This is a genomic window from Methylomonas sp. DH-1, assembly GCF_046097555.1.
GTDB classification, from domain to species: domain Bacteria; phylum Pseudomonadota; class Gammaproteobacteria; order Methylococcales; family Methylomonadaceae; genus Methylomonas; species Methylomonas koyamae.
Window position 1 is genome coordinate 1,720,357 of the sequence record NZ_CP143089.1, and the last position, 24,666, is coordinate 1,745,022.

Here is a 24,666-nt window from a genome sequence, read left to right on the forward strand (position 1 = left end):
CGCTGATTTAGGAGAACAAGATGCTGAAAACAGAACTATTGGAAATTATTGCGAATGGCGAAAACTCAGGTGTTGAGTTTAAACGGGATGACATTCGCCCGGAGCAATTAGCTAAGGAAGTGGTTGCGATGGCCAATTTTCAAGGCGGGAAAGTCATATTGGGCGTGGAAGATGACGGTACGGTCAGTGGTATACAGCCGAGTCCGCAACGCCAAAATATCGAAGAATGGGTAATGAATGTTATCCAGGACAAAATCCATCCGCTGATTTTGCCGTTTTATGAAGAAATAAAACTGGATGAGCAGAAAACAGTCGCTGTCATTAGCTTTCCGCAGGGGATTTCAAAGCCCTATGTGGTTCGCGATAAAGGTAAAGAGGAAATCTATATTCGTGTCGGTTCGACTTCTAGGCTAGCAACCAGAGAGCAGCAAATGCGTTTGTTTGAACTGGGTGGCATGCTGCATACGGAAGTGATGCCAGTGCCGCGCACCGATATGAGTTGCTTGGATGATGCGCGATTAACCAATTACTTGAAGGACATTCTAAGAGACCCGGACATACCGAATTCACCGGAAGCCTGGCAGGCTCGGTTATTGGGGCTCAGTTTTCTAACCGAAACAGCGGGCAATGTTTATTGCACCATTGCGGGATTAGTGTTGTTTGGCAAGAATCCGCGCCGATATTTGAGGCAGGCAGGATTACGCGTTTTGGCTTTTAAGGCTCAAGACAAACAGTACCAAGCGGAACTGGATGATATTTTAGATGGGCCGATGGTTGGCCGTTGGGATATTGATGAATCAGGAAAGCGGCTAGTTGATGGCGGCATCATAGAGCGCTTTATGGATGCAATTGGGCCGTTTATATCCCAAGAAGCGAGCGAGATTGATGAAGGATTAAGGCGCGAAACTCAGTGGCTCTATCCATTGGAAGCCGTGAGAGAGGCCTTGATTAATGCCTTGGCGCACCGGGATTGGACTCGCTTTGTCGAAATCGAAGTAGGTTCGTATGCCGATCGCTTTGAAGTGATTAGTCCCGGTGCCCTGCCGAATTCGATGACCATTGAAAAAATGAAAGCCGGTCAACGTTCTCCGCGCAATACTCTTATCATGGAAGTGTTGCGGGATTACGGTTATGTCGATTACCGCGGCATGGGGGTGAGAACCAAAATTGTGCCATTGACGCGGGCTTTAACCGGCAAAGAGCCTGAATTCGAGGCAACGGAAGATTATTTAAAAACCACTTTGTACCGATAGCTAAACAGGAGTGCTTGTTAACAGGCTGTCGGTTTTATCTGAAAAGTCGAAGCAAGCTCACTGCTGGCCGTTCCCGAAATCATAATCGACTACCGGTGTAACCGGCCAGTCGCTGAGTTTGCCCATCGAGTTACGTGGCAGGGCAACGCCAACGCTGAAATGTTTGGGGATAAGCAAGGAGGGGAGGCGGGCTGCTAGCCAAGCCGACACATCGGCTATCAATTCGGCGTCGGCTTGGATGGGGGTATTGGCTACCAGAAAGGCTTTAAGTTGATGCCCGTGCAATCTCACCGCCGCCGCTTCGATTCGGTCATGCTGGCAAATCAATTGGGCAATTTCATCGGGATAGACATTGGTACCGCCGAGTTGAATCGCTCCGTCTCGGCGATTGCAGACTATGAAGCTTTGTTCGTCTAACCAACTAAGATGGTCTGGGATCGCGGCGCTATGGAAGGTGCTGGCCAAATTGTTTTGCTCCACACGCCAATGGGGCATCAAGCTGAAGGCCGAGTCGGTTTGTTTGCGAAAACCAATGCCTCCGGTTTCCGAAGCGCCGTAAATTTCGACGATTTCAGACCCTTGTTCTTGCAATGCCTGTAACACATCGGATTCGCACGGCGCCGATGCGCTGATTGCAATAGCGCCGGGCGGTAAAATCTGACCGGCTTTGACCCATTGCCGCCAAAAGTCCGGGACGGCGACAATGATGTCGCCCGGTCTAAATTCCCGCTGCAAGGCTGACAGCATGCGTCGGCGGCCGTCCAGTACTTCGGGGCGGTCGGTTAATGCCGCAGGCAACAGGATTGTGAAAATGAAGCCGTAGATATGCTGGGCAGGTACCAAGGTCCATACCCGCCTTTGAACCGGCGCCGCTCCGGGTAACAGATGTTCGGCAATGAACTGAATTTCCGTCATCAAATGCGCGGCCGGCAAGCAATAGCGCTGGGCTGGACCGGTCGAACCGGAACTGAAGAAACTGATATTGCGATGGGCTTTTTCCAGACTCTGCTCGGCGACCGCTTTCCAGTTTTTCAAACACGGCTGGATCAGTAACAAATCTTCCAATCCTGTGTCGTGAATGTGGAGCCGTTGCGCAAACTGCGTGGCGCAGTCGAGTAGTTCGATGGAATCCATCGTTACCGGCGGCTGCAACCAGTCATCGGCCAGGGTGATGTTTTGTATGGAAGGTACGAAGCCGCCAAGGCGCTGCGTAGCAAAGTAGCCGGAAACGATATCGACGATTAACCGGCGAAGATTGGCGCTATTCGCCCACCACATCGCGCTTAGATCCGTTTTACGAAAATCCAGTAAGTGTTACCGCTCAGCGATTTCTTCATGTGCACTTTCACTTTGGTAGGGCGCATGTTGTAGTCGAAGGTATATTCGAATTTCTTGTCTAACATCCCTCTACGCACGCCTTGATCGAATTCGCCTTTGAATTTGGGCGTGTTGGTACAGGGGGCTACGTCGGTAAAAAAGTTTTTGCCCAATACCTCTTGCGGTTTACGTCCGGTAATCGCCCCTTCCGCGGCATTGTAACGAATGATAATGCCGTTGCTGTCCAGTTCCACGGCGCCAAACGCCATCCGGTCGATTTCAGCCGCACTCATGTTTCTAATGGCATTGACGATGTCGTCCCGGCCGAATTCCACTGCATTCGAACCCGATGGGTGCTTGAAGCGGGAAACCAATTGTTCCAGTTTTTTGGCCCGTTGCGACAAAATTTCGCTGACTTCCTGGTTCTGGTTCATCGCTTGCGTGTTGGCTTCCGCAAGCTGGTTGATGCGCAGCATGCTCTGACTAATTTCCTCGGCGGATTGGTATTGCTGTTGCGCCGCCACCGAAATCTGCTGGCCCATGGCGTTGACCGAATCGACGCGATGGTTGATCTCGTTGAGTGCGGCGCCGGCGGAATTGGCTTGTTCGACACAGTTACGCGCTTGCTCGGTACCCTTGCCGATCGCATTGGTCACATCCCGCGCCGCGCCTTGCAGATCGACGATAATTTGGTGAATTTGCTGAGTCGCGCCTTGAGTATCCGATGCCAGTTTGCGTACTTCATCGGCTACCACGGCAAAACCGCGGCCGTGTTCGCCAGCTCTGGCGGCTTCGATGGCGGCATTTAACGCTAACAGATTGGTTTGATCGGCAATCTTGGCGATGGTGTCTATCACGTCACCGATATTTTGGCTGCCCTTATCCAATCGGGTCACAGTACTCTGCATGCCTTCCATTTGGCCGGCCAACGAACCGATGGCATGGATAGTTTGGTTTACCACCTGTAAGCCCGTTTCGGTTTGTTGTTTGGCATTGGACGCGGAAGACTGGGTGGCTTCGGCATGATGGGCCATGCCGTTGGAAGAAAGCGCCATTTGCGAACTGGCTCGGACCACCTGATCGGTTTCACGTTGTTGCGAGGTTGCCAAATCGATGCTCTGTTGGCTGTTACCGATGAATTGTTCAACCGCAACGTTGAGATCATCGGAAGTTACCGCTACTTCTTCGATGATATGTTGCAAACCGTCGGAATGGTTATTAAAAGCCGAAAATAACCGCGCCAATTCGTCATCGGCCTCGGTGTCCAATCGGGTATGCAAATTTTGCTGCATGCGTTTTAGCTGACCGATGGCCTGCTCAATGGGTCTGCTGACACGTGTCTCTATTGTCATCGACACCGCGAATACTAAACACGCTATCGAAGCGACAAAGCCGCCAGCAAGCAGGCGCATGGTGTTGTTCAGTTCCGCAATCAACTCGTCTGCCGGCATGCTGGCCAATGGTTGGCTTTGCAGCCAGACCCAGTAAAAAATGCCTAAAAGCAAGAAAAAAATGCTTACAAAAAGAATAATTCCGGTGATACGTGTTTTGATTGAAGTTTGATTAAGCATCGCTCTATTGAATATTCGTGTGCATTGTCTAGGTAATAGCATTCCAGTCTAGTACTGTTTTGCCGAACTAAAACTGTGACAAATCCGGCAGGTTTAGACGCGGCGGCATAGCGATTTGCAGGGCACTAAAAGGCTGTGGACGGTGAGGAGATTCGTCGCTTGAAGTTAAGCTTTTGAAATACAGACTCGTTTAATGCTGTGTTGGCTCTGAAGACACCTGTTTGACGCTTTAAGTGTCGCTAGGTATCGCCGCTGTTAAAACCAGCGTTTCCGGCATAAAAAAGCCAACCGGTGGCAAGCCCCCGGTTGGCTTTTGCGTTGGAATGGTCGTGTAATTTGTCGAAACGGCTTACTCGCGGACTCTGACCAAATCGTGGCAGCCTTTGCAACTGGCGGAGAGTTTGCCGAATTGGGCCTTGATTTCGCCGACATCGCCGTCTTCGGCCACTTTCTGCAATTCGTTGGCTTCTTTAATGAACGTGGCTTCCAGTTCTTTTACTTCGGCTTGTTTTTGAAAGTATTCCGGTTTCAAGCGGGTCGGTTTCCAGCCGGTGCCTTGGTCGGTGCCGGGGCCATACAATTCCAGTAGATTGGCATTGGCCACCGCGGCAATCGCGTTCGCGGCGGCGATGACTTGGTCTTTATTGAAGGTTTCCGGGTGGTCGGCGGCTTGGGCTTTGATTTTTGCCGTGTTCCAGCCCAGGAAGGAATAAGCGGACTGGCGGAAACGGATTTGTTCCTCGATCGGCCCGGCCAAAGCCGCCGTCGTAACCGCGCCTAGCGCCAGTGCGATTGCCAATTGGGTTTTCATTGGGTTTGCTCCTTTATTGTTCAAAAATGTCCGGCCTGGTTTGCTTGCCAAACGCGTTCGCCGGCGGCCGGTGGCCGGCAAACCGCGGTTACTCAGAGTTTGTTGCCGGCCTGTACGTTCTGCACGCCGGCCAGTTTGGCCAGGGCCTGCAACGGTTCGCCGCCCCAAACACCCCATACCACCGACAGCGCCAAGGCGATGCTGGCGATCAAGCGTATCGATCCGGCCGGTGTGGCGTCTGCCGGTGCCAACGACCTGGGCAACTGTTTTTTGCCGGTCAGCATCGCGCCGATCAGGCCGGCTTTTTTCACGTGCTGGTAAAACAAAATCGCCGCGACATGCACGCCGACCAGGATCAGTAGCACGTTGACGCTACGCAAATGCCAGCCGCTGAGCTTGTCGCTGAGATCCTTGTCGATCAGGTCGAACAGCGGGCCCTCGAAGGCGATATCGTCGTTGGCGAACAAGCCGGTGCCGGCGAGTACGATCAACACCGCCAGCAAGGCAAACACCGCCAGCGCGCCGAGCGGATTGTGGCCGGCGCCGAGCCATTCGCCGCGGATGTAGGCGGCGATTCGGGCAAAGGTCGGAAAGAAATTGGCGAAGCGGGCGTGAGTGCTGCCGACAAAACCCCACACCAGCCGGAACACGACCAAGCCCAGTACCGTGCTGCCGAAACGGCCGTGCCAGTCGGTCCATTCGCCACCGACTTTGCCGGTCCAGTAAGCGCCGACCACGGCCGCCACCAACAACCAATGGAACAGCCGTAACGGCCAGTCCCAGACATGTACTTCCACTTTCACGGTTAACCTCCTTACCTTAGCTGTCGCGTAAATAAGCGTTGAAGAAAGCGATGGTTCGATCCCAAGCCAGCTTGGCCGTTGCGGCGTCGTAACGCGGCGTGGTGTCGTTATTGAAGCCGTGTTGCACGCCCGGATAGGTATGGGCTTCGTAATTGACGCCGGCTTTTTGCAGCGCCGCTTCGTAGGCCGGCCAGCCGGCGTTGATGCGGTCGTCGGCGCCGGCGTAATGGATCAGCAACGGCGCCTTGATTTTGGCGGCTTCTTCGGCCGGCGGTTGGGCGCCGTAGAACGGTACGCCTGCGGCCAGGTCCGGTAACCGCGTCGCCAGGAAGTTGACGATGCCGCCGCCGTAGCAAAAGCCGACCGCGCCGAGTTTGCCGTTACCTTCCGGCAATTTTTTCAGGGCCTGGGCCGCGGCCAGGAAATCGTTTTGGGTCTTGGTTTTATCCAGCTTCTGGAACAATTCGCGGGCCTTGTCTTCGTCGCCCGGATAGCCGCCCAGCGTGTATAGCGCGTCCGGCGCGAAGGCGATGAAATTGTCGACCGCCAGGCGGCGGGCGATATCTTCGATGTGCGGATTCAGGCCGCGGTTTTCGTGGACTACCAGCACCAGGGGCAGTTTGCCTTTGGCGTTGGCCGGTTCTGCCAGCAAGCCGCGAACTTTGCCGTTGCCGTGCGGCGACGGAATCTCCAGGTAACGGGTTTTGACGCGCGGGTCGTTGTCGGCGATTTGTTTCGCCTCGGCAAAGCGCGGATTCAGCGCCTCCAGCAGCGCTTCGGCGCTCAGGCCGAGCAGGGCGTATTTGGGGACCGAGGATAAAAAATCGCGCCGGGAAATATCGCCGTGCACGTATTGGTCGAATAATTTCAGGGCTTCCGGGTGGAAGTCGTCGGCGGTTTTGCGCGCCATTGGGTTCTCCTTGATTGGGTAACGACTAAACCCGGCCCGTTGCCGGCAATGCCATTCAGTTAAGCGGTACGATTTTCACTCCCCTCTTTGAAAAAGAGGGGGCGGGGGAGATTTTGCAAATCCCCCTCGATCCCCCTTTTCCAAAGGGGGAGGCCGGCTTAACTTAACGGCATTGCCGTTACCGGGCCGGGTTGACTTGGGTTTAGTTGGACGGTGCGGTCAGCACGGCCAGTTTGGTGACACCGGCCCGCTCGATGGCGGCCATCACTTTGGCGACGATGCCGTATTGCACGCCGTCGTCGGCGTTCAGGTTCAGCGCCAGTTCCGGATCGGCCGCTTTGCGGTTTTTCAGCTCGGTTTCGACGGCATCGACGGCGAATTCCTGCTTGTCGATGAACACCTTGCCTTGCGCATCCACGCTCAGATAGGTCGCGGCCTTTTCTTCCGGCGGTGCGGTTTCCGCGGTTTTCGGCAGGTTGACGTGTACCGCGTTGGTCAGCAGCGGGGCGGTGACGATGAACACCACCAACAGCACCAGCATCACGTCTACCAGCGGGGTGACGTTGATTTCGCCCATGACGTCGTCGCCGCCGTCGTCTTTGGTATTGAAAGCCATTAAGCGTGCGCCTCCTTCGCGATCAGTTCGTCATGCAGCGGCTTCGATGCCGGTTTTTTTGCCGCGCTGATTTCGGTCAGCCGCGCCGCCGCATTGGCGGATTTGCTGCCGGCGCGTTCGATGACGAAGCCGTGTTTCAGCGCCAGATGCACGAAATCGATGGCGAAGTCGTCCAGAAAGGCCCAGATCACTTTGTTGCGGCGGATGAAGAAGTTGTAACCGATCACGGCCGGTACCGCGACCGCGATCCCGACCGCGGTGGCGATCAAGGCTTCGCCGATTGGGCCGGCCACGACCTCCAGGCTGGCCGAGCCGCTTTTGCTGATGTTGGTCAACGCCCCCATGATGCCCCAGACCGTGCCGAACAAGCCGACGAAGGGCGAGATGCTGCCGATGGTGGCCAATACCGCCAGGCCGCTTTCCAACGAGCCGCGCTCTTTTTGCATTTGCTGGCGCAGGCGGCGATCCAACAATTCCTGGCGGTCCCAGGTATGTTCCAGATCGTGGGTCGAGGCGCCGCTATCGGTTTCGATCAAGGTCGAGAAGCCGATGCCGGCGACGCGGGCGGCCGGGCCGTGTTGGTCGGGCAATTGCGACGCGGCCTGGATATCGGCGGCGCTCCAAAAGCGTTTGCTGAAGTTGCGGTGGTGGTAGGAGATGCGCAGGTGCTGCACTCCTTTGACCAGAATCAACGCCCAGGTGACGACCGAGGCGCCGATCAGCGTGTTTAATGTGCCATCGACGATGACATTGGTTGCGATATCAGACATGTATACACCTCAAGATAAGTTGAAAGTAATCGGAACGGTCACGTAACCGGCGACCGGGGTATCCCCGCGTTTGGCGGGTACGAACGACCATTTGGAAACGGTCTTGACCGCGGCGTCGTCCAGCACTTTTTGGCCGCTGGTTTTGATCACCGTGATGTTGTCGGGTTTGCCGTCGGCTTGGACGTGCACCTTCATCAGCACCTTGCCTTCCCAGCCGCGTTCCTGGGCAATGTCCGGATATTCCGGCGGCGGGTTATGCAGATAATCGGCGCCGGCCGTGGGCGGCGTGATTTTTTCCTCGACCACCGGTGCGGGTGGCGCAGGCGGAGCCGGCGGTGCGGAATCGCTGACCGGTCCCGGCGTCGGATCGGGAATCGGCGCCGGTTCGGCTTCCTGTTTCACCGGTTTGGGTTTGACCTTGGGCGGCTTCAACGGCACGACCTTGGGTTTGGGCGGTTCGCGCACGACCGGAGGCGGCGGTGCTACCGGCCGCGGCCGGCTCAGCGTGATTTGCACTTTGGGCGGCTTTTTTACCGGTTCGACGAAATCCTGTTCCAACGCCGCGCCGCGGAATTGTTCCAGCAGCGTGGTGTGGATCAGCACCGACAGAACGCCGATTGCCAGAAAATCGACCAGTTTGTGGTCGCGGGTTTTGCTGGTGTACTTAAAGCTCTGTAAGGCATTCGCCAGCGGAGTTTGTGCGAAGCCGTCCAACAGCGAATTTGCCGCCGGTTTCAATGACGGTACTTCGGCGTCGGTCCAGCTCTCGGCATCCAGATGTTTGATTGTTGCGAAAGGCGTACTCATCGTGGTTCCTCGTTCAGAAAAAACGTCCCGGCCGTTCGTGGCGCGGATGCAAGATCCGGTTCGAAATTCGGGGTGACTGTGAGCTATATCGCACAAGCTGTGCCAAACCGGACGGATCGGGCGGTTTTTGCTGCCGGGTCTTAGAAGCTATTTTCTAATTGGCTGATTTTTAAGGGGGAAAATTTTCAATCTGTCCGGAGCGACTCGGTGCGACTTGCCAACCGGTCCGGTTGGAGGAGGGGGCGGAATGTTCGTCTGGCATCAGATTTGGCGGCGGAGTGTTTATCGGCTGCTGGCAGTGCAGCAGCAGGAGACGGGGTGTCTCGACGATCCCGACCGATTCGTGCGGCGGGGGTTGGCGCATGCGGATTGATATGCCTCGGCGTGGGCGATCCGCTGATTGTTATGCGCTAATTCGATTTACATTTCGAATTTTAACGTTTTATTCGCCGGCGGCTGTAACGGTACTATTTATCGTAAGTTGGTTGGGCCAAACCTTATTTTTTGGGGTTACCGATTTTAATTTCGACGCTCGATTCGTCCTTTTTAAAGATGGATATGGTTATTGGCTTTGCCGAGACCTACCAATTAAATATCGGCCGATACGGCTAAAGCGATTTTCGGTTATAGCTTGCTAATTCGATGGGTAAACCGGATTCGTTGCCGGCCTGAATATTCGGATCGTTTAACCCGTTAAAGCCGATAGATTCCGGTTCTGCCGTGGCGTTTAAATCGATCAATTTCCCGGTATAAGCTGAGCCGGAGCCGGGTAATTAAAACGCAATTGCAGCGGAAAACCGGCGGTAGGAATATCGAACCTAACTGCCGGTATAAATTTGAATATAAGACGGCTAAATTGTTATTGACCGTTATTAGCAGGTTGGTGAAAAACTCTTTTTTGCAACCAATCAGACCTATATTTAGTACTACAAGATTGATTCAGCACTAAATAAAGGCTTCTTCTAGCTAAATTAGTGGCTGGAATATGGTTTTTCACCAACCTGTTAGGGGATATTATGACTTTATTAGCTTTTGACGAGCAACAATCGCGTTCGTTGGCACTGTCGGTGCGGGCAAGTGCCTTGGTTTTCGAGGACCCGGTTTCCCGCCGCCTGTTGGAGCAGATCGAGCGGATCGCGCCCAGCGACGCCACGGTATTGATCATCGGCGAGACCGGCACCGGCAAGGAACTGGTGGCCAGGCATATCCACGCCTTGAGCCGGCGCAACCGGGAAGCGTTCGGCGCGTTGAACTGCGCGGCGTTGAGCGAGAATTTGATCGAAAGCGAATTGTTCGGCCATGAAAAAGGCGCCTTTACCGGCGCCCTGGCCACCAAAATGGGGTGGTTCGAAACCGCCAACAAAGGCAGCCTGTTTCTGGACGAAGTCGGCGATTTGCCGTTGGGGCTGCAAGCCAAGTTGCTGCGGGTGTTGCAGGAACGGGAAGTGGTCAAAGTCGGATCGCGCCACCCGGTGCCGGTCGATGTCCGCATCATCGCCGCTACCAACGTCAACCTGGAAGAAGCCGTCGCTGCGCAACATTTTCGCGCCGACTTGTATTACCGCTTCAACGTCGCCGCGATCCATCTGGCGCCGCTGCGCGAGCGGCCGGGCGATATCCTGCCGTTGACCCGGCATTTCCTGAAAATTTATGCCGACCGTCTGGGTTACGGCGACGTGAAAATGTCGCCGGCCACCGAGTTGGCGCTGCTGAATTACGACTGGCCGGGCAATATCCGGGAACTGGAAAATGCCGTGCACCGCGCCTTGCTGGTTTGCCCCGGCAATTGCCTGCGGCCGGAGGACTTTAAACTGTCCGGTGTCAGGGTCGCGGAGCAAAGCCAGGCCGTTTCCACCGTATCGCTGGAAACCTCGTTGCAACGCCTGTTCGATCAGGCGCCGGCCAAGTTATTCGAAATCATCGAAGAGACGGTGATCCGTTCCGCCTTCGAATACTGCGAACAAAACCAGGTGCAGACCGCGCGGATGCTGGACATCAGCCGCAACGTACTGCGCCATAAATTGGGCCTGTACGGCATGCTACCCAACGGCCAACGCCGAGCGGCAGAGCAGGAGGTGGCTTGAGCCGCTATGGATTCAACCGCTGGCTAGGGCGACCATTTCGCCATCAAGCCAATATCGGCAATTGAAAAGACGTTGCTCTCCGAAGCCTCGATTCCATCGAGGCTTGCTCGCCGAACGTAGTTTGGACATTAGCTTGCAGGTTTTTTGCCGGTGTGGTGGTTTGGTTGAGGGGGATTGGCTTTCGGCCAAAACCCGTCAAAAAGCATATGCAAGCCAACGACTGCGAACCGGCCATATTCTGTCAACGACTTGGTTTTTCCCACACCACATGTAGATACCGTCTTAAAAGTCAACTTTGGAAAGCGTAATCGACCCGGTAAGGCTCGCGAGTTTTCAGGACACCAAAGCACAAATGCACGAGTTTGCGCATAGCACCACCGAGAGCGGACATTTTGGTTTTTCCACGTGCCTGCAAACGCAGATAGAGTGCTTTGAGATGAGGGTTGTATTGAACGCCGACTACGGCAGCCATATAGAGGATGGCCCGCATACGGGCCGGCCCGGCTTTAGATAGTCGGGGCCGTCCTTGAATCGAGGAACCGGACTGTCGCTCCACGGGCACCAAACCCAGGTAAGCGGCCAATTGTTCGGCGGATTGAAAGTGATGATTGTGCATTACCGCTAACAAGTGATTGCTAACCTGGGGACCGACGCCGGGAATACTGATTAACAGCGTCCGGTCCGCCTTCAGTTCAGGGTGCTGATCGATATGGTCGTCGATGTCGATCTGGAGTTTAGCGAGTTGAGTTTCCAGGAAAGTAATAGAGTCGAGTAGGGATTGGTGAATCAGTGCCGGAGTATCGGTGGCCCGGGCTTTTTCCAGGCGGTTGCGTTCGCGTTGCAAATCCTGGGCGATCGCTTCACGGCGGGATAACAGGGCTTGCAAGGTGCGAGCTTCTGGAGTTGGAGGTGTCCAAGGCCTGGGGTTCAACAACGCGCCGTAACGGGCCAACACCAGACTATCGACGCCGTCGGTCTTGGTGCGCACACCCAGGCTGCGGCCAAAGTCTTTGACTTGAGCGGGATTTACAATCGAGACCGTGACGCCTGCATCGCTCAAGGCGAGTGCAGCCTGTTCGTGATAAACGCCGGTCCCTTCCAGGATAGCGTGTAGCGTGTCAGGTGTGGCCTGTTGCTTTACACACCAAGCTAGCAGATCGTCGACGCCCGCTTTGGAATTGGTAACGGATTTCGCACGGCGTTTGGCAGTGGCAACATCCAATAACAGACTGCAATCAAGTTTGGCTTTAGAAACATCGATACCGATAAAAAACATAGAGTGATTCAGCATGAAGAAACAAAATAAACCAACCGAGCCCACTTGCCTTGTGCATACAGGGTCATTGCCCTTGGCTACCGTTCAGTGTCTTCGTTGGCATCAGAAGCGAGACAGAAGGCTTAATCTACATGCCAAGGTCGAACCTTAAGGGTACGCACAAGCTCTTTCTGTCTCAGTGCCAAGGTAGCTAACCATGGCGACAAGCAAGATACAAGGGTACGCACAGCGTACCTTTTCGCTGTCGCTACCATGATGGCTTACTGATGGTACGCGGTGCGTACCCTACCAGACTAAAGCCGCCAGCCGTAATCCCAAAAAGGTGCGGCCACCTATAGGTTGTGCCGGAGCTATTGTCAAATCTGGTGTTCAGGCCTTGATCAAGCGGCGATCTGATTGCCGGTTTCTAGCTCAATGCCGTCCTTGAACGGAACCCCGGTAATCACTTTGGCGAGATAATCAAATCCTCGCTGGCGTCGCCAGGTTTTCTCAGCCGTTTGTCCCAGTTTGAATAGCATGTGCAACATGCCATCGCGGGCGAGACAGCCTTTGGCACGCTTGGTGCGATGGCGAATAGTGGCGAAGGCTGATTCGATGGGGTTGGTTGTTCGAATGCTTTGCCAGTGCTGAGCCGGAAAGTCATAGAAGGCCAGCAGTTCATGCCGGTCGCGATACAGACATTCAACCGCCTTGGGATATTTGGCATCATAGAGTGAGGCGAACTGGTCGAAGGCGCGTTCGGCGTTCTTTTGGGTGTCAGCCTGCCAAATGTCGTACAGCGACTGCTTCATCTTGGGTTGCACCGCTTTTGGAACGCGGTTCAGGACGTTGTTCATTTTATGCACCCAGCAGCGTTGTTGTCGGGTGTCGCTGTAAACCTCGTCCAGCGCGGCCCAGAGACCCATTGCGCCGTCACCAATGGCCAGTTTGGGACTGTTCATACCGCGTGCTTTCAAGCCCAGCAATACTTCCCGCCAACTCTGCGTCGATTCGCGCACACCGTCTTCAATCGCCAGAAATCGTTTTTCCCCGCGCTCATTGACCCCGATGATGATCAAGGCACACAGCTTGACATCTTCCGCTCGCAGCCCGCTGTAGATGCCATCAGCCCAGATATAGACCCACTGATCTCGGTCCAGGCGACGGGTTCGCCAATCGTTATATTCCGCCGCCCACTCGCGTTTCAAACGGGCCACGGTGCTGGCTGATAACCCCGTGGCATCCGGGCCAACCAGGACTTCCAGTGCGGCTTCCATTTCACCGCTGGAGATACCTTTCAAGTATAACCAGGGCAATGCAGCCGATAAGGAACGTGTCTTGCGCACATACGGTGGCACCAACGCCGAACGAAAGGTAGCCCCTTGGCCGTCTTTTGCCCGAACCTTGGGAACCTTCACCGCTACGGGGCCAATGCCTGTCTGAATCTCACGCTCAGGTTGGAATCCGTTACGCACGACGGCGGCCCGACCATCGCCTAACTTCCGTTCGCTGAAGGCTTCCAGATAGGTCGCCAATTCGGCATCGATGGCTTGAGCTATTAACTTCCGCGCGCCTTGACGAATCAGATCGGTCAAAAGATCGGCGTTCTCTTCTCGACTCGACAGGTCGATTACATTACTCTTCTTCATGGTGGCGTATCCTTGGTTTTGATCGTTTTGTTTGGTCACAAATAATCAACCAGATACGCCGCTTCTCTTCAACTACCAAACACCAGATTCAGTTATAGCTCGTTGTGCCGAGCCATGCGAGGCGCAACAATCGCGAACGGTGCGCCTGACGGCAGCACCCTATAACCTGCGCACCTTATCGCCTTACTCATTGGGCAAAATGATATTAGATGTACGCAACTGCGAAATTTCTGTTGCACTCAAAAGATGATCGCAATCGGCAACGAAGTTATCAATTAACGGAGGGTTGGCTATTTTGTGACCAAAATTAAATTCACGACCTGCTTTACCTGCGCTTTTACTTAAGTAATGCACTCGCGTTCTTTGCTGATCATCAATTTCTAGTTGAGTAACCTTACGTAGTTGGTTGGTAGAAGTAACGAAGAATGCATCGACTTGCACTTCACTAATTTGGACTGGCATGAGAGCTCCTTTGATGTAAGTTGGCTAACGTGGAGCTGAGGGGGCGCGCCGTAGACGCGTCCCAGCCCCCGAAGGGGGCGAACTCGAGCGTAGGGTTAGAAATCACTTGCCTTTGCCGCTTTGGTTTTGCGAAGTGCTAGATGGAGTGCTGGCAACAGGTGCAGCGGAACTTGCACTAGCTTGAGGTTGGAGATTTGTTGCACCATTAAAACTATCTTTAGCCATAGTAGGCTGAAGATTGGTAGCACCGTTGAAACTTTCGCGTAATGGGACGGGCTGGTTTGTTTTTGTTGGTTCGTTCGCCATGGCTTTCTCCTTTGAGGTGTATGAATGAATTGCAGTAGCAATGCCGATAACTGCGGTGAAAACTACGCCAACCCCAAAAGCCCACAAAGCAATTGAGTCTGCCTTAGCGAGTACAGGGTCGTTTCCAGCAACCTTTCCCGCCAATACTTGCTCGATGTATGTTCGGTTATGGCGAAAAACAACCAATACTGAAACCAGCGCTACGAGAAAGCTTGTGATTGCGCCGACGTAAAGAACGAGAGCCTCAGCAGACGATAAGCCAACGGTTGTTAGGAGGGTAATGAGGAGGCCGATACCACCTGCTGCCAACGTAAGAATACTTTTGTCATGCTCAAGTGATGTATTGAACCAAGCATTCACGCATGATGCGTAATACTCAACTTCCTTCTGATTTGCGATCTCTTCGGGCGTCATGTGATTACTAACTAGTTATTGGAAAGATCTGTATATCTACCAAAAAACGATCTTCGAGACGATAATTTATTGATCTGCATATGATCTTTCTTTCTGTATCACTCGGCGGAGGAATAATGACCGGTAACGGCTATTCTGCTGCCATTGAATCAGATCGAGTGACAGTCCGCAACGGTTCGAAAGCTACCGCGCGACCTTCGCGCCGCATGCTGCAAAAATAAGACAAATCGGCTTTGCCACAACAGGTCCCACACCCGACGCGCGCGGCGCAGCCGTGGCGCTTCCTGATTGAATTCCGCATTCGATGCCAGCCCACTAGTTGGCGCTAAGCTCTTGCCATGTTCCGGGCTTGTGCGCATACTTGTCGCCCGCTCCATTCGGTAATTTCAGGAATGACGCTTAGTAATCAATCGTCCGCCACCGTTAACTCCACTGCCTCGATCAATACCGTCCGCCGCCAGCAAACGCTGGAACTGGCGTTGAGCGGCGACTGGGTGTTGGACGCGCCGGTACCGGCCTTGGAGCCGGTGCTGGCGCAAATCGAACACGATAGCCAATTGAAAAGCCTGCAGTTTGCGACCGCCGGTCTCGGCCGCTGGGATAGCATGCTGGTCACCGAAGTCGTCAAACTGATCGAATGCGCCAATCGCAGCGGCGTCGCGGTCGATAAAACCAGCTTGCCGCTGCCGATCCAGAACCTGTTGGCGCTGGCCGCAGCGGTACCGGAGCGGATCGACGCCCACCGCTCTCAGCAGTCGGTATCCTGGCATGAGGCGATGCACGCCGCCTGGTTGGGAACCTTGCGCGAAAGCCGGGCCATGTTGGTTTTCGTCGGCGAAATGGCGTTGAGTACGCTGGCGACCGTGCGCGGCCAGGCCCACTTCCGCCGCGAAGATTTGTGGTTGTACGTGCAGGAATGCGGGCCGTCGGCTTTGCCTATCGTCACGTTGATCAGTCTGCTGGTCGGCCTGATTCTGGCCTTCGTCGGCGCGGTGCAGTTGTCGTTGTTCGGCGCCCAAATCTATATCGCCAATCTGGTTAGCTTAGGTATGACTCGGGAAATGGGCGGCCTGATGACGGCGATCATCATGTCCGGCCGCACCGGCGCCGCCTACGCCGCCCAGCTCGGCACGATGCACGTCAACAGCGAGATCGACGCCTTGCGCACGATGAATCTGGACCCGATGGCTTTTCTGGTATTGCCGCGGATGCTGGCGCTGATTCTGATCATGCCGCTGTTGTGCTTGTACGCCGATTTGATGGGCATCATCGGCGGCGGCCTGGTCACCGTCAATTTCTTCGACGTGTCGTTGACCGAATATCTGGACCGCACCGCCAGCGCCGTGAAAATGAAGGACTTCACCATCGGCTTTGTTAAATGCGCGGTGTTCGGCATCCTGATCGCGTTGTCCGGCTGCATGCGCGGCATGCAGTGCGGCCGTAGCGCTTCGGCGGTGGGCGAGGCCGGCACGTCGGCCGTGGTCACTGCGATTGTTTTCATCGTCGTCGCCGATTCGGTGATGACCATTATCTGCAACCGGCTCGGGATCTAGCCATGTCCGAGGCTTGTATCACGGTCAAAGACTTGACCATGACCTACGGCGATTTCGTGATTCAGCGCGATCTCAATTTCACGATCAACCGCGGCGACGTCTTCGTCGTGATGGGCGGCAACGGCTGCGGCAAAACCACGCTGTTGCGGCACATGATCGGTTTGAAGGCGCCGGCGCAGGGCGACGTATATTACGGCGAACAGGGCTTGTGGCAAGCCGACCCGAAAACCCGCGAGCGAATTCTGGCCCGAACCGGCGTATTGTTTCAAAGCGGTGCCTTGCTCAGTTCGATGACGTTGGCCGAAAACGTGGCGCTGCCGATCACCGAAGCCACCACGCTGCCGGCGCAGAAGGTCCGGGAAATCGTATCGTACAAACTGGCCTTGGTCGGTCTGGCCGGCTTCGAGGATTATTACCCGTCGGAATTGAGCGGCGGCATGCAAAAGCGGGCCGGTCTGGCGCGGGCGATGGCGATGGACCCGGAAATTCTGTTTTTCGACGAGCCGTCGGCCGGCCTGGACCCGATCACGGCCAAACTGCTGGACGATTTGATTTTGAGCTTGAGCAACGCGTTGTCGGCGACCATCGTCGTCGTTACCCACGATCTGGATAGCATCTTCGCTATCGGCAACAACTCGGTGTTTCTGGATGCAGAGACCCACACCATGATCGCCGGCGGTCCGCCGCGCCAACTCCTGGAACAATCCGCCGACCCGAGCATCGTCCGCTTCTTGACCCGCGGCGAGCAGGACGGCCGCCACGCCGGCAAGCACATAAAAGGGAGCGATAAGTAAGTGAGTAAACAAGCCAATCCATTGGCAATCGGGACTTTTCTGGTCGGCGCTTTGACGCTACTGGTCGTAGCCTTGATGGTGTTCGGCGGCGGCCAATTTTTCAAGGAAAAGAACCGTTTCGTGATTTTTTTCGATTCGGCCTTGAACGGTTTGAACGTCGGCGCGCCGGTCAAATTGCAGGGGGTGCAGATCGGCAATGTCAACGAAATTTCGCTAGTGATGGACGAAGCCACCGGGCGGGTGTTCAAACCGGTCGTGATCGAAATCGATCCGGCCTTGCTGCGCGACGTCTCCGGCCAGCAGGGCGGCGCCCATACCGAGAAACAGCACCGCCAGGCCGCGCAGAAATTGATCGACCTGGGCTTGAAAGGCCGTTTGGAAACCCAAAGCCTGTTGACCGGGTTGCTCTACGTCGATCTGAATTTCCATGCCGACAAGCCAATGAATCTGGTCAAGCTGGATTACAAGAATCTGCCGGAACTGCCCAGCGTGCCGACCACGGTCGACGAAATCCGCAATACCGCCGACGAAATCATCAACCGCGCCAAACAGTTGCCGTTGGAAGACACCTTGAAAAACCTGTCGGAAACCCTGGCCGAAATTCGCGGCTTGTTGCAATCGGACGATACCCGCAAATCGATGGCGGCCCTGGCCAAGTCGCTACAGGAAACCCAAAAACTGATGGCGACATTGAATAACCAAAGCGGGCCGTTGCTGACCAACGCCAACGGCGCGCTAAGCGACACCCGCACCACGTTGCAGGAGTTGAACAAGCAATTGCTGCCGGTACTGAAAGCCGTGGAAACCAGCTTGAACACCGCCACCCAGGTCATGCAATCGTCGCAGGGTACACTGGCTGCGGTCGAGGCAATGGCGGCGCCGGACGCACCGTTGAGCCAGGCGATGCAGGAAATGCGCAACGCCGCCCGCGCCCTGAAAGACCTGGGCGAATCGCTGGAGCGGCAGCCGAGCGCGATCATTTACGGTAAATAGAGGTAAGTTACAGGCGATGAACTGGATGCGATGGAGTTTTCCGGCCCTGGCGGCCGCGGCCTTGGCCGGATTGGCCGCGTGCGGCAGCGCGCCGCTGCAGTTTTACATGCTGGCGGCCGACAACGCGCCGCTCGCCGAATCCGGCCCGGCTCTGCCGGCGGGAACGGTCATCGGTTTGGGGCCGATCCGCTTGCCGGCTTATCTGGACCGGCCGCAATTGGTCACGGCCTTGAGCGAGCACCAGTTCCGGCTGGACGAACGCAACCGCTGGGCGGAACGGCTGGACGAGAATATTGCCCGCACCCTGAGCCAGGCCTTGGCCGGCCGGCTCGGCGTCGAGCAGGTGGTGCGCTACCCGTGGCCGGCCCGGCAGCGGCTGGATTACCAGCTCAGTTTCGACATTCTGCAATTGCACCAGACTGCGGCCGGGCGCAGCGTGCTGTCGGCGCAATGGCAATTGAAGCAAGGCGAACAAAGCCTGGCCGGCAAGCGCTTCGAATGCAGCGAAGCGGCGGCCGACAGTGCCGACGCCATCGTTGCCGCACAGAGCGCCTGTTTGAGCCGCTTCGCCGCCGAATTGGCCGGCGCCGTGCGCGCCGCAGCTGCGGCGCGTTAGCCGCTAGCCGTTTACACATCTTTGTTTGTAACCGTGATTCCGGCAGGGATTCACATTGGGCTATCCTGCCCAATGCCCTTCGGGTTAATGCAAATCCGTTCCTGACGGATTTGTGCCGGAGCCGTAGACCGTTAAGCGAATCCAGGCTGCAAGGATAGCTTGACGTTGCCGTCCATGGCATTGGATGCCCGAGTCCTGCGGGCATGACGGCACTTGTGTATAACGATGAGCGTTAGCCGCTGCGAAATCGTTGCCGGCATCCGCGTAAACCGGGTCGGCTGGCCAAACCCTGGCCGACCACCGGTTTGCTCCGGTTTTGGTGCGCTCCTGATCCAAGTTGGTGCGGGTTCGCGCCGCCGATGCCGGGTTCGGCGAGCTACGCCGCCTGGCAATTGGCGGTATTGCGGAGGTTGGCATTAATTCTGCCTCACATCTGGCCGGTGCACGGTAGCACCAATCCCTTTCAACAATGGCGTTGAACAGCGGCTCGCGATTTGCGGGCGGCGCTTGGCATTTGCCCATTGTTTCCCACCTTGAAGTCTCAGGTCCAACAATCGGCGAATAACGGCGCCAGTTGTCGGGGACGGAGGCTTGCGCGATCGGGCTCCATAAAATCCATCCGGGCGTTTGTACTGTTGCGTCTGGGTTTTTGCGTACCTAATCCAACTCAAAGGTGAATTATGTCTTATCTGATTCCAGCGGAATTTGTCACGAAAATGGTCGATGCCGGCGAATCCAAGGTCTTCATGTCGACCCGGGATACCTTGATCCGGGCTTACATGGCCGGAGCGATCCTGGCTTTGGCGGCGGTGTTTGCAGTGTCGATTACCGTGCAGACCGGTTCGCCGATCTTCGGTGCGATTCTGTTTCCGGTCGGTTTCTGCATGCTGTATTTGTTGGGTTTCGACCTGTTGACCGGCGTATTCGTGCTGTCGCCGCTGGCCTGGTTGGACAAGCGGCCCGGCGTCACGCTAGGCGGTATCCTGCGCAATTGGGGCTTGGTCTTCGTCGGCAACTTTCTGGGCGCGCTGACCGTCGCGGTAATGATGTCGGTCGTGTTTACCTACGGCTTTTCGGTGTCGCCCGATGCGGTCGGCCAGAAACTGGCCGGCATCGGCGAAGCCCGTACCCTGGGTTACGCCAAATACGGCCTGGCCGGTTGGATGACCATTTTCATCCGCGGCATGCTTTGCAACTGGATGGTGTCCACCGGCGTGGTCGGGGCGATGATTTCGACTTCGGTCAGCGGCAAGGTCATCGCGATGTGGATGCCGATCATGCTGTTCTTCGGCATGACCTTCGAGCATTCGGTGGTGAACATGTTTCTGTTTCCGTCCGGCTTGATCATGGGCGGTAATTTCTCTATCGCCGATTATTTCATCTGGAACGAAATTCCGACCGTACTCGGCAATCTGGTCGGCGGTCTGGCCTTTACCGGCCTGACCTTGTATTCGACCCACGTCAGAACTGCGCCGAAGCGTGCCGTCCACTAAGCCCGATCCGGCCCGCAGCATGGCGGGCCGGCCATTGCCTATTCGCTAGCCCAGGAGCACACAATATGAACCGTAACGAAGTCACCGAACTGGTTATCGCGCAAAAACTGCGCAAGCAACTGACCTGGCCGCAACTGGCCGAGGCTATCGGCATGAGCAAGGAATGGACCACGGCCGCGCTGTTGGGGCAGATGACCTTGACCGCCGAGCAGGCCGCGACGGTAGGCGCGTTACTGGAATTGCCGGCAGAAGCCGTCGAGCAATTGCAAGTGGTGCCGTACAAAGGCTCGCTGCCGAGCGCGGTACCGACCGACCCGCTGATCTATCGGTTTTACGAGCTGGTCAACGTCTACGGCACGACATTCAAAGCCTTGATCCACGAAGAGTTCGGCGACGGCATCATGAGTGCGATCGATTTCAGCATGGATTTGCAGCGCGAGCCGGACCCGAAAGGCGACCGGGTCAGGATCGTGATGAGCGGCAAATTCCTGCCGTACAAGAGCTACTGAGCCGGGGCCGGAGCTAACATGTCCGGGCGACTTACCGTCGGCGTCGGCCAATATTCCGACCGCGGCCGCAAGCCGCTGAATCAGGATTACTACGGCGTTTACATTGCCAAAGAACCGCAATTGAGCGCCAAAGGCATCGCGGTCGCCGTGGCCGACGGCATCAGCAGCAGCGGCGTCAGCCACGTCGCCAGCCAGGCCGCGGTAACCGGTTTTTTATTGGACTATTACTGTACCTCCGAAGCCTGGTCGGTAAAAAAATCGGTGCAGAAAGTATTGTTTGCCACCAATTCCTGGCTGTACGCGCAAACCCGCTACAGCCGCTACTGTTACGACAAAGACCGCGGCTACGTCTGCACCTTCAGCGCGCTGGTGGTCAAATCCGCCACCGCCTATCTGTTCCACGTCGGCGATAGCCGGATTTACCGCTTGCGCGGCGGCGAATGGGAGCAATTGACCAACGACCACCGGCTGTGGGTGTCGCCGGACACCAGTTATCTGAGCCGGGCCTTGGGCATGGACAGCCATCTGGAACTGGATTACCGGGCCGAGCCGGTCGAATGCGGCGACGTGTTCGTGCTGGCCACCGACGGCGTTTACGAATTCGTCGAACCGAGCGCGATGGCCCAGGCCGTCGCCGCGGCCGGCCACGATCTGGACGCCGCAGCCAAAGCCATGGCCGATACCGCACTGGCCGCCGGCAGCGGCGACAACCTGACGGTACAGATCGTCCGCATCGAGCAACTGCCGCAAGCGGATGCCGGGGAATTGCTGACGGCGTTGGCCGACCTGCCGTTTCCGCCGTTGTTGCGGGAGCGGATGGAATTCGACGGTTACACCGTGCTGCGCGAGTTGCACGTCAGCAGCCGCAGCCATGTCCATCTGGCCATCGATACCGAGAGCCGATTGCCGGTCGTGATCAAATCGCCGTCGCTCGACCTGCGCGACGATCCGGCCTATCTGGAACGGTTTCTGATGGAAGACTGGATCGCGCGCCGGATCGACAGCCCCTTCGTGCTGAAGCCGTGCCCGCAGACCCGCAAACGCCATTTCCTCTACGTCGCCAGCGAATTCGTCGACGGCCGCACCTTGGCGCAGTGGATGTTGGACCACCCGCAACCGGCGCTGGAAGCGGTGCGGGCCATCGTCGAACAGATCGCCAAGGGCTTGCGTGCGTTTCACCGCCTGGAAATGCTGCACCAGGACCTGCGGCCGCAAAACGTCATGATCGACCATGCCGGCGCGGTAAAAATCATCGATTTCGGTTCGGTGCGGGTGGCCGGCGTCGCCGAAATCCTGCCGGAACCGGAGCGGCAAGCCATCCTCGGCACGGCCCAATATACGGCGCCGGAATATTTTCTCGGCGAGGCCGGCACGCCGCGCTCGGATTTGTATTCGTTGGCGGTTATCGCCTACCAGATGCTGAGCGGCCGCTTGCCGTACGGCGCCGAAGTCAGCCAGTGCCGCAGCCGGCAGGCGCAATACAAACTGCGCTACCAAGAGCTGCATTACGCGCAACCGCAGATTCCGCTGTGGGTCGACCATGCGTTGCGCAAGGCCTTGCATCCCGATCCGAACCAGCGCTACGCCGACATCGCCGAATTCGTCCACGACCTGCGCTACCCCAACCAAACCTATCTGCGCCAGGCCCGGCCGGCGCTGATCGAACGCAACCCGCTGGCGTTTTGGAAGGGTTTGTCGTTGCTGCTGGCACTTTTGGTTTTCGCTTTATCTCTGGCGTTGCACAACGCCACCCACCCGCGCATTGCGGCGGCCGGCGCGGCATCGCCGTCCGCCGCGGCCGCCGGCCAATAGTTTCATTCACTCCGTTCTTGGGTTTTTTATGTCTGCAAGCACACTCGATCTTTTCAGTTTTACCGGCAAAATGAAAATTTTGCACATGAGCTGGCTGGCGTTCTTCATCAGCTTCGTGGTCTGGTTCAACCACGCGCCGTTGATGTTGGCGATTGCCGAAACGCTGAAACTCAGCCCGGCCGAGACCAAGACCATTTTGATTCTGAACGTGGCGCTGACGATACCGGCGCGGATCGCGATCGGCATTTTGGTGGACAAGTTCGGGCCGAAGCGCACCTATTCGGCCTTGCTGGCCGTCGGCAGCGTGCCGTGTTTCATGTTCGCCGCGGCCGACAATTTCGAACAACTGGCGCTGGCCCGGTTTCTGATGGGCTTCGTCGGCGCCGGTTTCGTAATCGGCATCCGCATGGTCGGCGAATGGTTTCCGGCCCGGCAGCTCGGCATCGCCGAAGGCATTTACGGCGGCTGGGGCAACTTCGGTTCGGCGGCGGCCGCGATTGTACTGCCGTCGCTGGCGCTGGCCTTCGGCGGCGAGAATGGCTGGCGTTACGCGATTGCGGCCACCGGCGTATTGGCCTTGCTGTATTCGGTCGTGTATTTTTTCAGCGTCAGCGATACGCCGAAGGGCTCGACCTATTTCAAACCGAAAAAGGCCGGGGCGATGGAAGTCACCAGCTACGCCGACTTGGCGCTTTACATCCTGATGAGCGTGCCGCTGTATGCGGCATTGACCCTGCTGGCCTGGAAACTGTCGCCGACCGGCATGAAATTGTTGTCGGAGCCGGCCACCATCGCCGCTTACGTCGCGATTTGGACGCTGTTTGCTTACAACGTTTACAAAATCGTGCACATTAACGCCGAACACCTGGCTCAACCCATCGAAGCGATACACCGCTACCCGTTCAAACAGGTGGCGATTTTGGATTTGGCCTATCTGGTGACTTTCGGCTCGGAACTGGCCGTGGTGTCGATGCTGCCGATGTTCTTCCACGATACCTTCAAGCATACCGGAATCAGCACGGTACAAGCCGGCTTGCTGGCGTCCAGTTTCGCTTTCATGAATCTGGTGGCGCGTCCCGGCGGCGGCTGGCTCAGCGATAAATACGGCCGCAAATTGTCGTTAACTATCTGCGTACTCGGTTGCGCGGTCGGTTATGCGGCGATGTCGCAAATCGAGTCGAGCTGGCCGATTGCGTTGGCCTTCGCCGTGACCTTCTTGTGCTCGTTTTTCGTCCAGGCCGGCTGCGGCGCGGTGTATGCGATGGTGCCGCTGATCAAACGCCGCATGACCGGCCAAATCGCCGGCATGGTCGGCGCTTACGGCAACGTCGGCGGCGTGACCTTTTTGACCGTGCTGTCGTTCGTGACGCCGGAAACCTTCTTCCTGACCATTGCCGCCACGGCGGCGGTAGTGGCAGTAAGCGTTCAATTCATCGCCGAACCGGCCGGGCACATGGCGGAAGTCATGGAAGACGGCAGCGTGGCGATGATAGAACTGAACTGAACGGCCGGCGGTGTCCGGCCATTTTGCGATGATCGATAGGAGTACCCGACATGATTGAAGCTGTATTGGCTACCGTGGCACTGGGCATGGTATTTTGCTGGCGTACCGCCTGCCGCCAGACGGCCGAAGCGGCGCCGGCCGGCGAAATGTCCGCTGCGGCCGGCGTTTGCCGCCTGCCGGAAGACGCGGTATTGCGCCGGCATTTTCTGGCTCAAATCAATAACGAGATCGAAGCCGGTCTGGCGCCGCGCCCGTCCGATTCGGTATTGCGCCGCCACCACCAAGCCCTGGTCAGCGCCAAACTGCAACAGGTTCTGGCCGAGTTCGGCAGCAGGCCGGCTTGCCGATGAGGGTTAATCCGAAC

Annotated in this window: 23 protein-coding genes; 11 read left to right on the forward strand and 12 right to left on the reverse strand. The window is 56.6% G+C overall.

What is annotated here, in order from left to right; genetic code table 11:
* Window positions 1-20 precede the first annotated feature (20 nt).
* Complete coding sequence (locus VXJ35_RS08165) at window positions 21-1,253, forward strand: RNA-binding domain-containing protein (protein WP_064021204.1); 1,233 nt, start codon at window positions 21-23, stop codon at window positions 1,251-1,253.
* 57 nt (window positions 1,254-1,310) lie between these two features.
* Here the strand turns inward: VXJ35_RS08165 and VXJ35_RS08170 are convergent, their stop codons facing one another.
* The 8 genes from VXJ35_RS08170 to VXJ35_RS08205 form a co-directional block, all read right to left on the reverse strand.
* Window positions 1,311-2,531: an AMP-binding protein gene (locus VXJ35_RS08170; RefSeq protein ID WP_064021205.1), complete on the reverse strand. Its 1,221-nt coding sequence runs from the start codon at window positions 2,529-2,531 to the stop codon at window positions 1,311-1,313.
* Between the two features lie 5 nt (window positions 2,532-2,536).
* The gene (gene pyp, locus VXJ35_RS08175; protein ID WP_064021206.1) at window positions 2,537-4,075 is read right to left on the reverse strand and encodes a photoactive yellow protein; all 1,539 of its coding nucleotides are present in this window, start codon (window positions 4,073-4,075) and stop codon (window positions 2,537-2,539) included.
* Window positions 4,076-4,490: 415 nt separating this feature from the next.
* The gene (locus VXJ35_RS08180) at window positions 4,491-4,952 is read right to left on the reverse strand and encodes a cytochrome c (RefSeq protein WP_064021207.1); all 462 of its coding nucleotides are present in this window, start codon (window positions 4,950-4,952) and stop codon (window positions 4,491-4,493) included.
* A gap of 92 nt (window positions 4,953-5,044) precedes the next feature.
* Complete coding sequence (locus tag VXJ35_RS08185; protein ID WP_064021208.1) at window positions 5,045-5,755, reverse strand: cytochrome b/b6 domain-containing protein; 711 nt, start codon at window positions 5,753-5,755, stop codon at window positions 5,045-5,047.
* A gap of 16 nt (window positions 5,756-5,771) precedes the next feature.
* The gene (locus VXJ35_RS08190; RefSeq protein WP_064021209.1) at window positions 5,772-6,665 is read right to left on the reverse strand and encodes a dienelactone hydrolase family protein; all 894 of its coding nucleotides are present in this window, start codon (window positions 6,663-6,665) and stop codon (window positions 5,772-5,774) included.
* Window positions 6,666-6,867: 202 nt separating this feature from the next.
* Window positions 6,868-7,281: a biopolymer transporter ExbD gene (locus tag VXJ35_RS08195; RefSeq protein WP_054763817.1), complete on the reverse strand. Its 414-nt coding sequence runs from the start codon at window positions 7,279-7,281 to the stop codon at window positions 6,868-6,870.
* On the reverse strand, window positions 7,281-8,051 hold the full coding sequence (locus tag VXJ35_RS08200; protein WP_064021210.1) for a MotA/TolQ/ExbB proton channel family protein: 771 nt from the start codon (window positions 8,049-8,051) through the stop codon (window positions 7,281-7,283). Before VXJ35_RS08200 ends, VXJ35_RS08195 begins: the two co-directional genes overlap by 1 nt.
* A 9-nt stretch (window positions 8,052-8,060) precedes the next feature.
* Window positions 8,061-8,858: an energy transducer TonB gene (locus tag VXJ35_RS08205; protein ID WP_064021211.1), complete on the reverse strand. Its 798-nt coding sequence runs from the start codon at window positions 8,856-8,858 to the stop codon at window positions 8,061-8,063.
* Between the two features lie 1,016 nt (window positions 8,859-9,874).
* Here VXJ35_RS08205 and VXJ35_RS08210 point away from each other — a divergent pair.
* Window positions 9,875-10,942 (forward strand): sigma-54-dependent Fis family transcriptional regulator, encoded by a 1,068-nt coding sequence (locus VXJ35_RS08210; RefSeq protein WP_064021212.1) that lies wholly within the window; start codon window positions 9,875-9,877, stop codon window positions 10,940-10,942.
* Between the two features lie 289 nt (window positions 10,943-11,231).
* On the opposite strand, the gene VXJ35_RS08215 is transcribed toward VXJ35_RS08210, so the two are convergent.
* The 4 genes from VXJ35_RS08215 to VXJ35_RS08230 all read right to left on the reverse strand — a co-directional run bounded on the left by VXJ35_RS08215 (window position 11,232) and on the right by VXJ35_RS08230 (window position 15,028).
* A complete protein-coding gene (locus VXJ35_RS08215) occupies window positions 11,232-12,233 on the reverse strand; it encodes an IS110 family transposase (RefSeq protein ID WP_197496001.1) in 1,002 nt (333 codons plus the stop codon).
* A gap of 365 nt (window positions 12,234-12,598) precedes the next feature.
* Window positions 12,599-13,846, reverse strand: a complete 1,248-nt coding sequence (locus tag VXJ35_RS08220; protein ID WP_064023430.1) for an IS256 family transposase — start codon at window positions 13,844-13,846, stop codon at window positions 12,599-12,601.
* Window positions 13,847-14,029: 183 nt separating this feature from the next.
* The gene (locus tag VXJ35_RS08225) at window positions 14,030-14,308 is read right to left on the reverse strand and encodes a hypothetical protein (RefSeq protein ID WP_157198120.1); all 279 of its coding nucleotides are present in this window, start codon (window positions 14,306-14,308) and stop codon (window positions 14,030-14,032) included.
* A gap of 102 nt (window positions 14,309-14,410) precedes the next feature.
* Window positions 14,411-15,028 carry a hypothetical protein gene (locus VXJ35_RS08230; protein WP_064021213.1) on the reverse strand — a complete coding sequence of 206 codons (618 nt, stop codon included), beginning with the start codon at window positions 15,026-15,028 and terminating at the stop codon, window positions 14,411-14,413.
* A gap of 392 nt (window positions 15,029-15,420) precedes the next feature.
* Between VXJ35_RS08230 and VXJ35_RS08235 the strand changes: the two genes are divergently transcribed.
* From VXJ35_RS08235 to VXJ35_RS08275, 9 genes are all read left to right on the forward strand, one after another.
* A complete protein-coding gene (locus tag VXJ35_RS08235; RefSeq protein ID WP_082880850.1) occupies window positions 15,421-16,581 on the forward strand; it encodes an ABC transporter permease in 1,161 nt (386 codons plus the stop codon).
* Between the two features lie 2 nt (window positions 16,582-16,583).
* Window positions 16,584-17,375, forward strand: coding sequence for an ABC transporter ATP-binding protein (locus VXJ35_RS08240; protein ID WP_064021214.1), 792 nt, complete (start codon window positions 16,584-16,586; stop codon window positions 17,373-17,375).
* Entirely contained in the window at window positions 17,376-18,368 is a 993-nt protein-coding gene (locus VXJ35_RS08245; protein WP_064021215.1) for an MlaD family protein, read from the forward strand.
* A gap of 16 nt (window positions 18,369-18,384) precedes the next feature.
* Window positions 18,385-18,984 (forward strand): membrane integrity-associated transporter subunit PqiC, encoded by a 600-nt coding sequence (locus VXJ35_RS08250; protein ID WP_064021216.1) that lies wholly within the window; start codon window positions 18,385-18,387, stop codon window positions 18,982-18,984.
* A gap of 680 nt (window positions 18,985-19,664) precedes the next feature.
* Window positions 19,665-20,477: a formate/nitrite transporter family protein gene (locus VXJ35_RS08255; protein WP_054763668.1), complete on the forward strand. Its 813-nt coding sequence runs from the start codon at window positions 19,665-19,667 to the stop codon at window positions 20,475-20,477.
* A 65-nt stretch (window positions 20,478-20,542) separates the two neighbouring features.
* Window positions 20,543-20,986, forward strand: coding sequence for a cyanase (gene cynS, locus VXJ35_RS08260; protein WP_064021217.1), 444 nt, complete (start codon window positions 20,543-20,545; stop codon window positions 20,984-20,986).
* A gap of 18 nt (window positions 20,987-21,004) precedes the next feature.
* On the forward strand, window positions 21,005-22,798 hold the full coding sequence (locus tag VXJ35_RS08265; protein ID WP_082880851.1) for a bifunctional protein-serine/threonine kinase/phosphatase: 1,794 nt from the start codon (window positions 21,005-21,007) through the stop codon (window positions 22,796-22,798).
* Between the two features lie 28 nt (window positions 22,799-22,826).
* Complete coding sequence (locus tag VXJ35_RS08270) at window positions 22,827-24,302, forward strand: NarK family nitrate/nitrite MFS transporter (RefSeq protein ID WP_064021218.1); 1,476 nt, start codon at window positions 22,827-22,829, stop codon at window positions 24,300-24,302.
* Between the two features lie 50 nt (window positions 24,303-24,352).
* Window positions 24,353-24,652, forward strand: coding sequence for a hypothetical protein (locus VXJ35_RS08275; protein WP_064021219.1), 300 nt, complete (start codon window positions 24,353-24,355; stop codon window positions 24,650-24,652).
* Window positions 24,653-24,666: the final 14 nt, after the last annotated feature.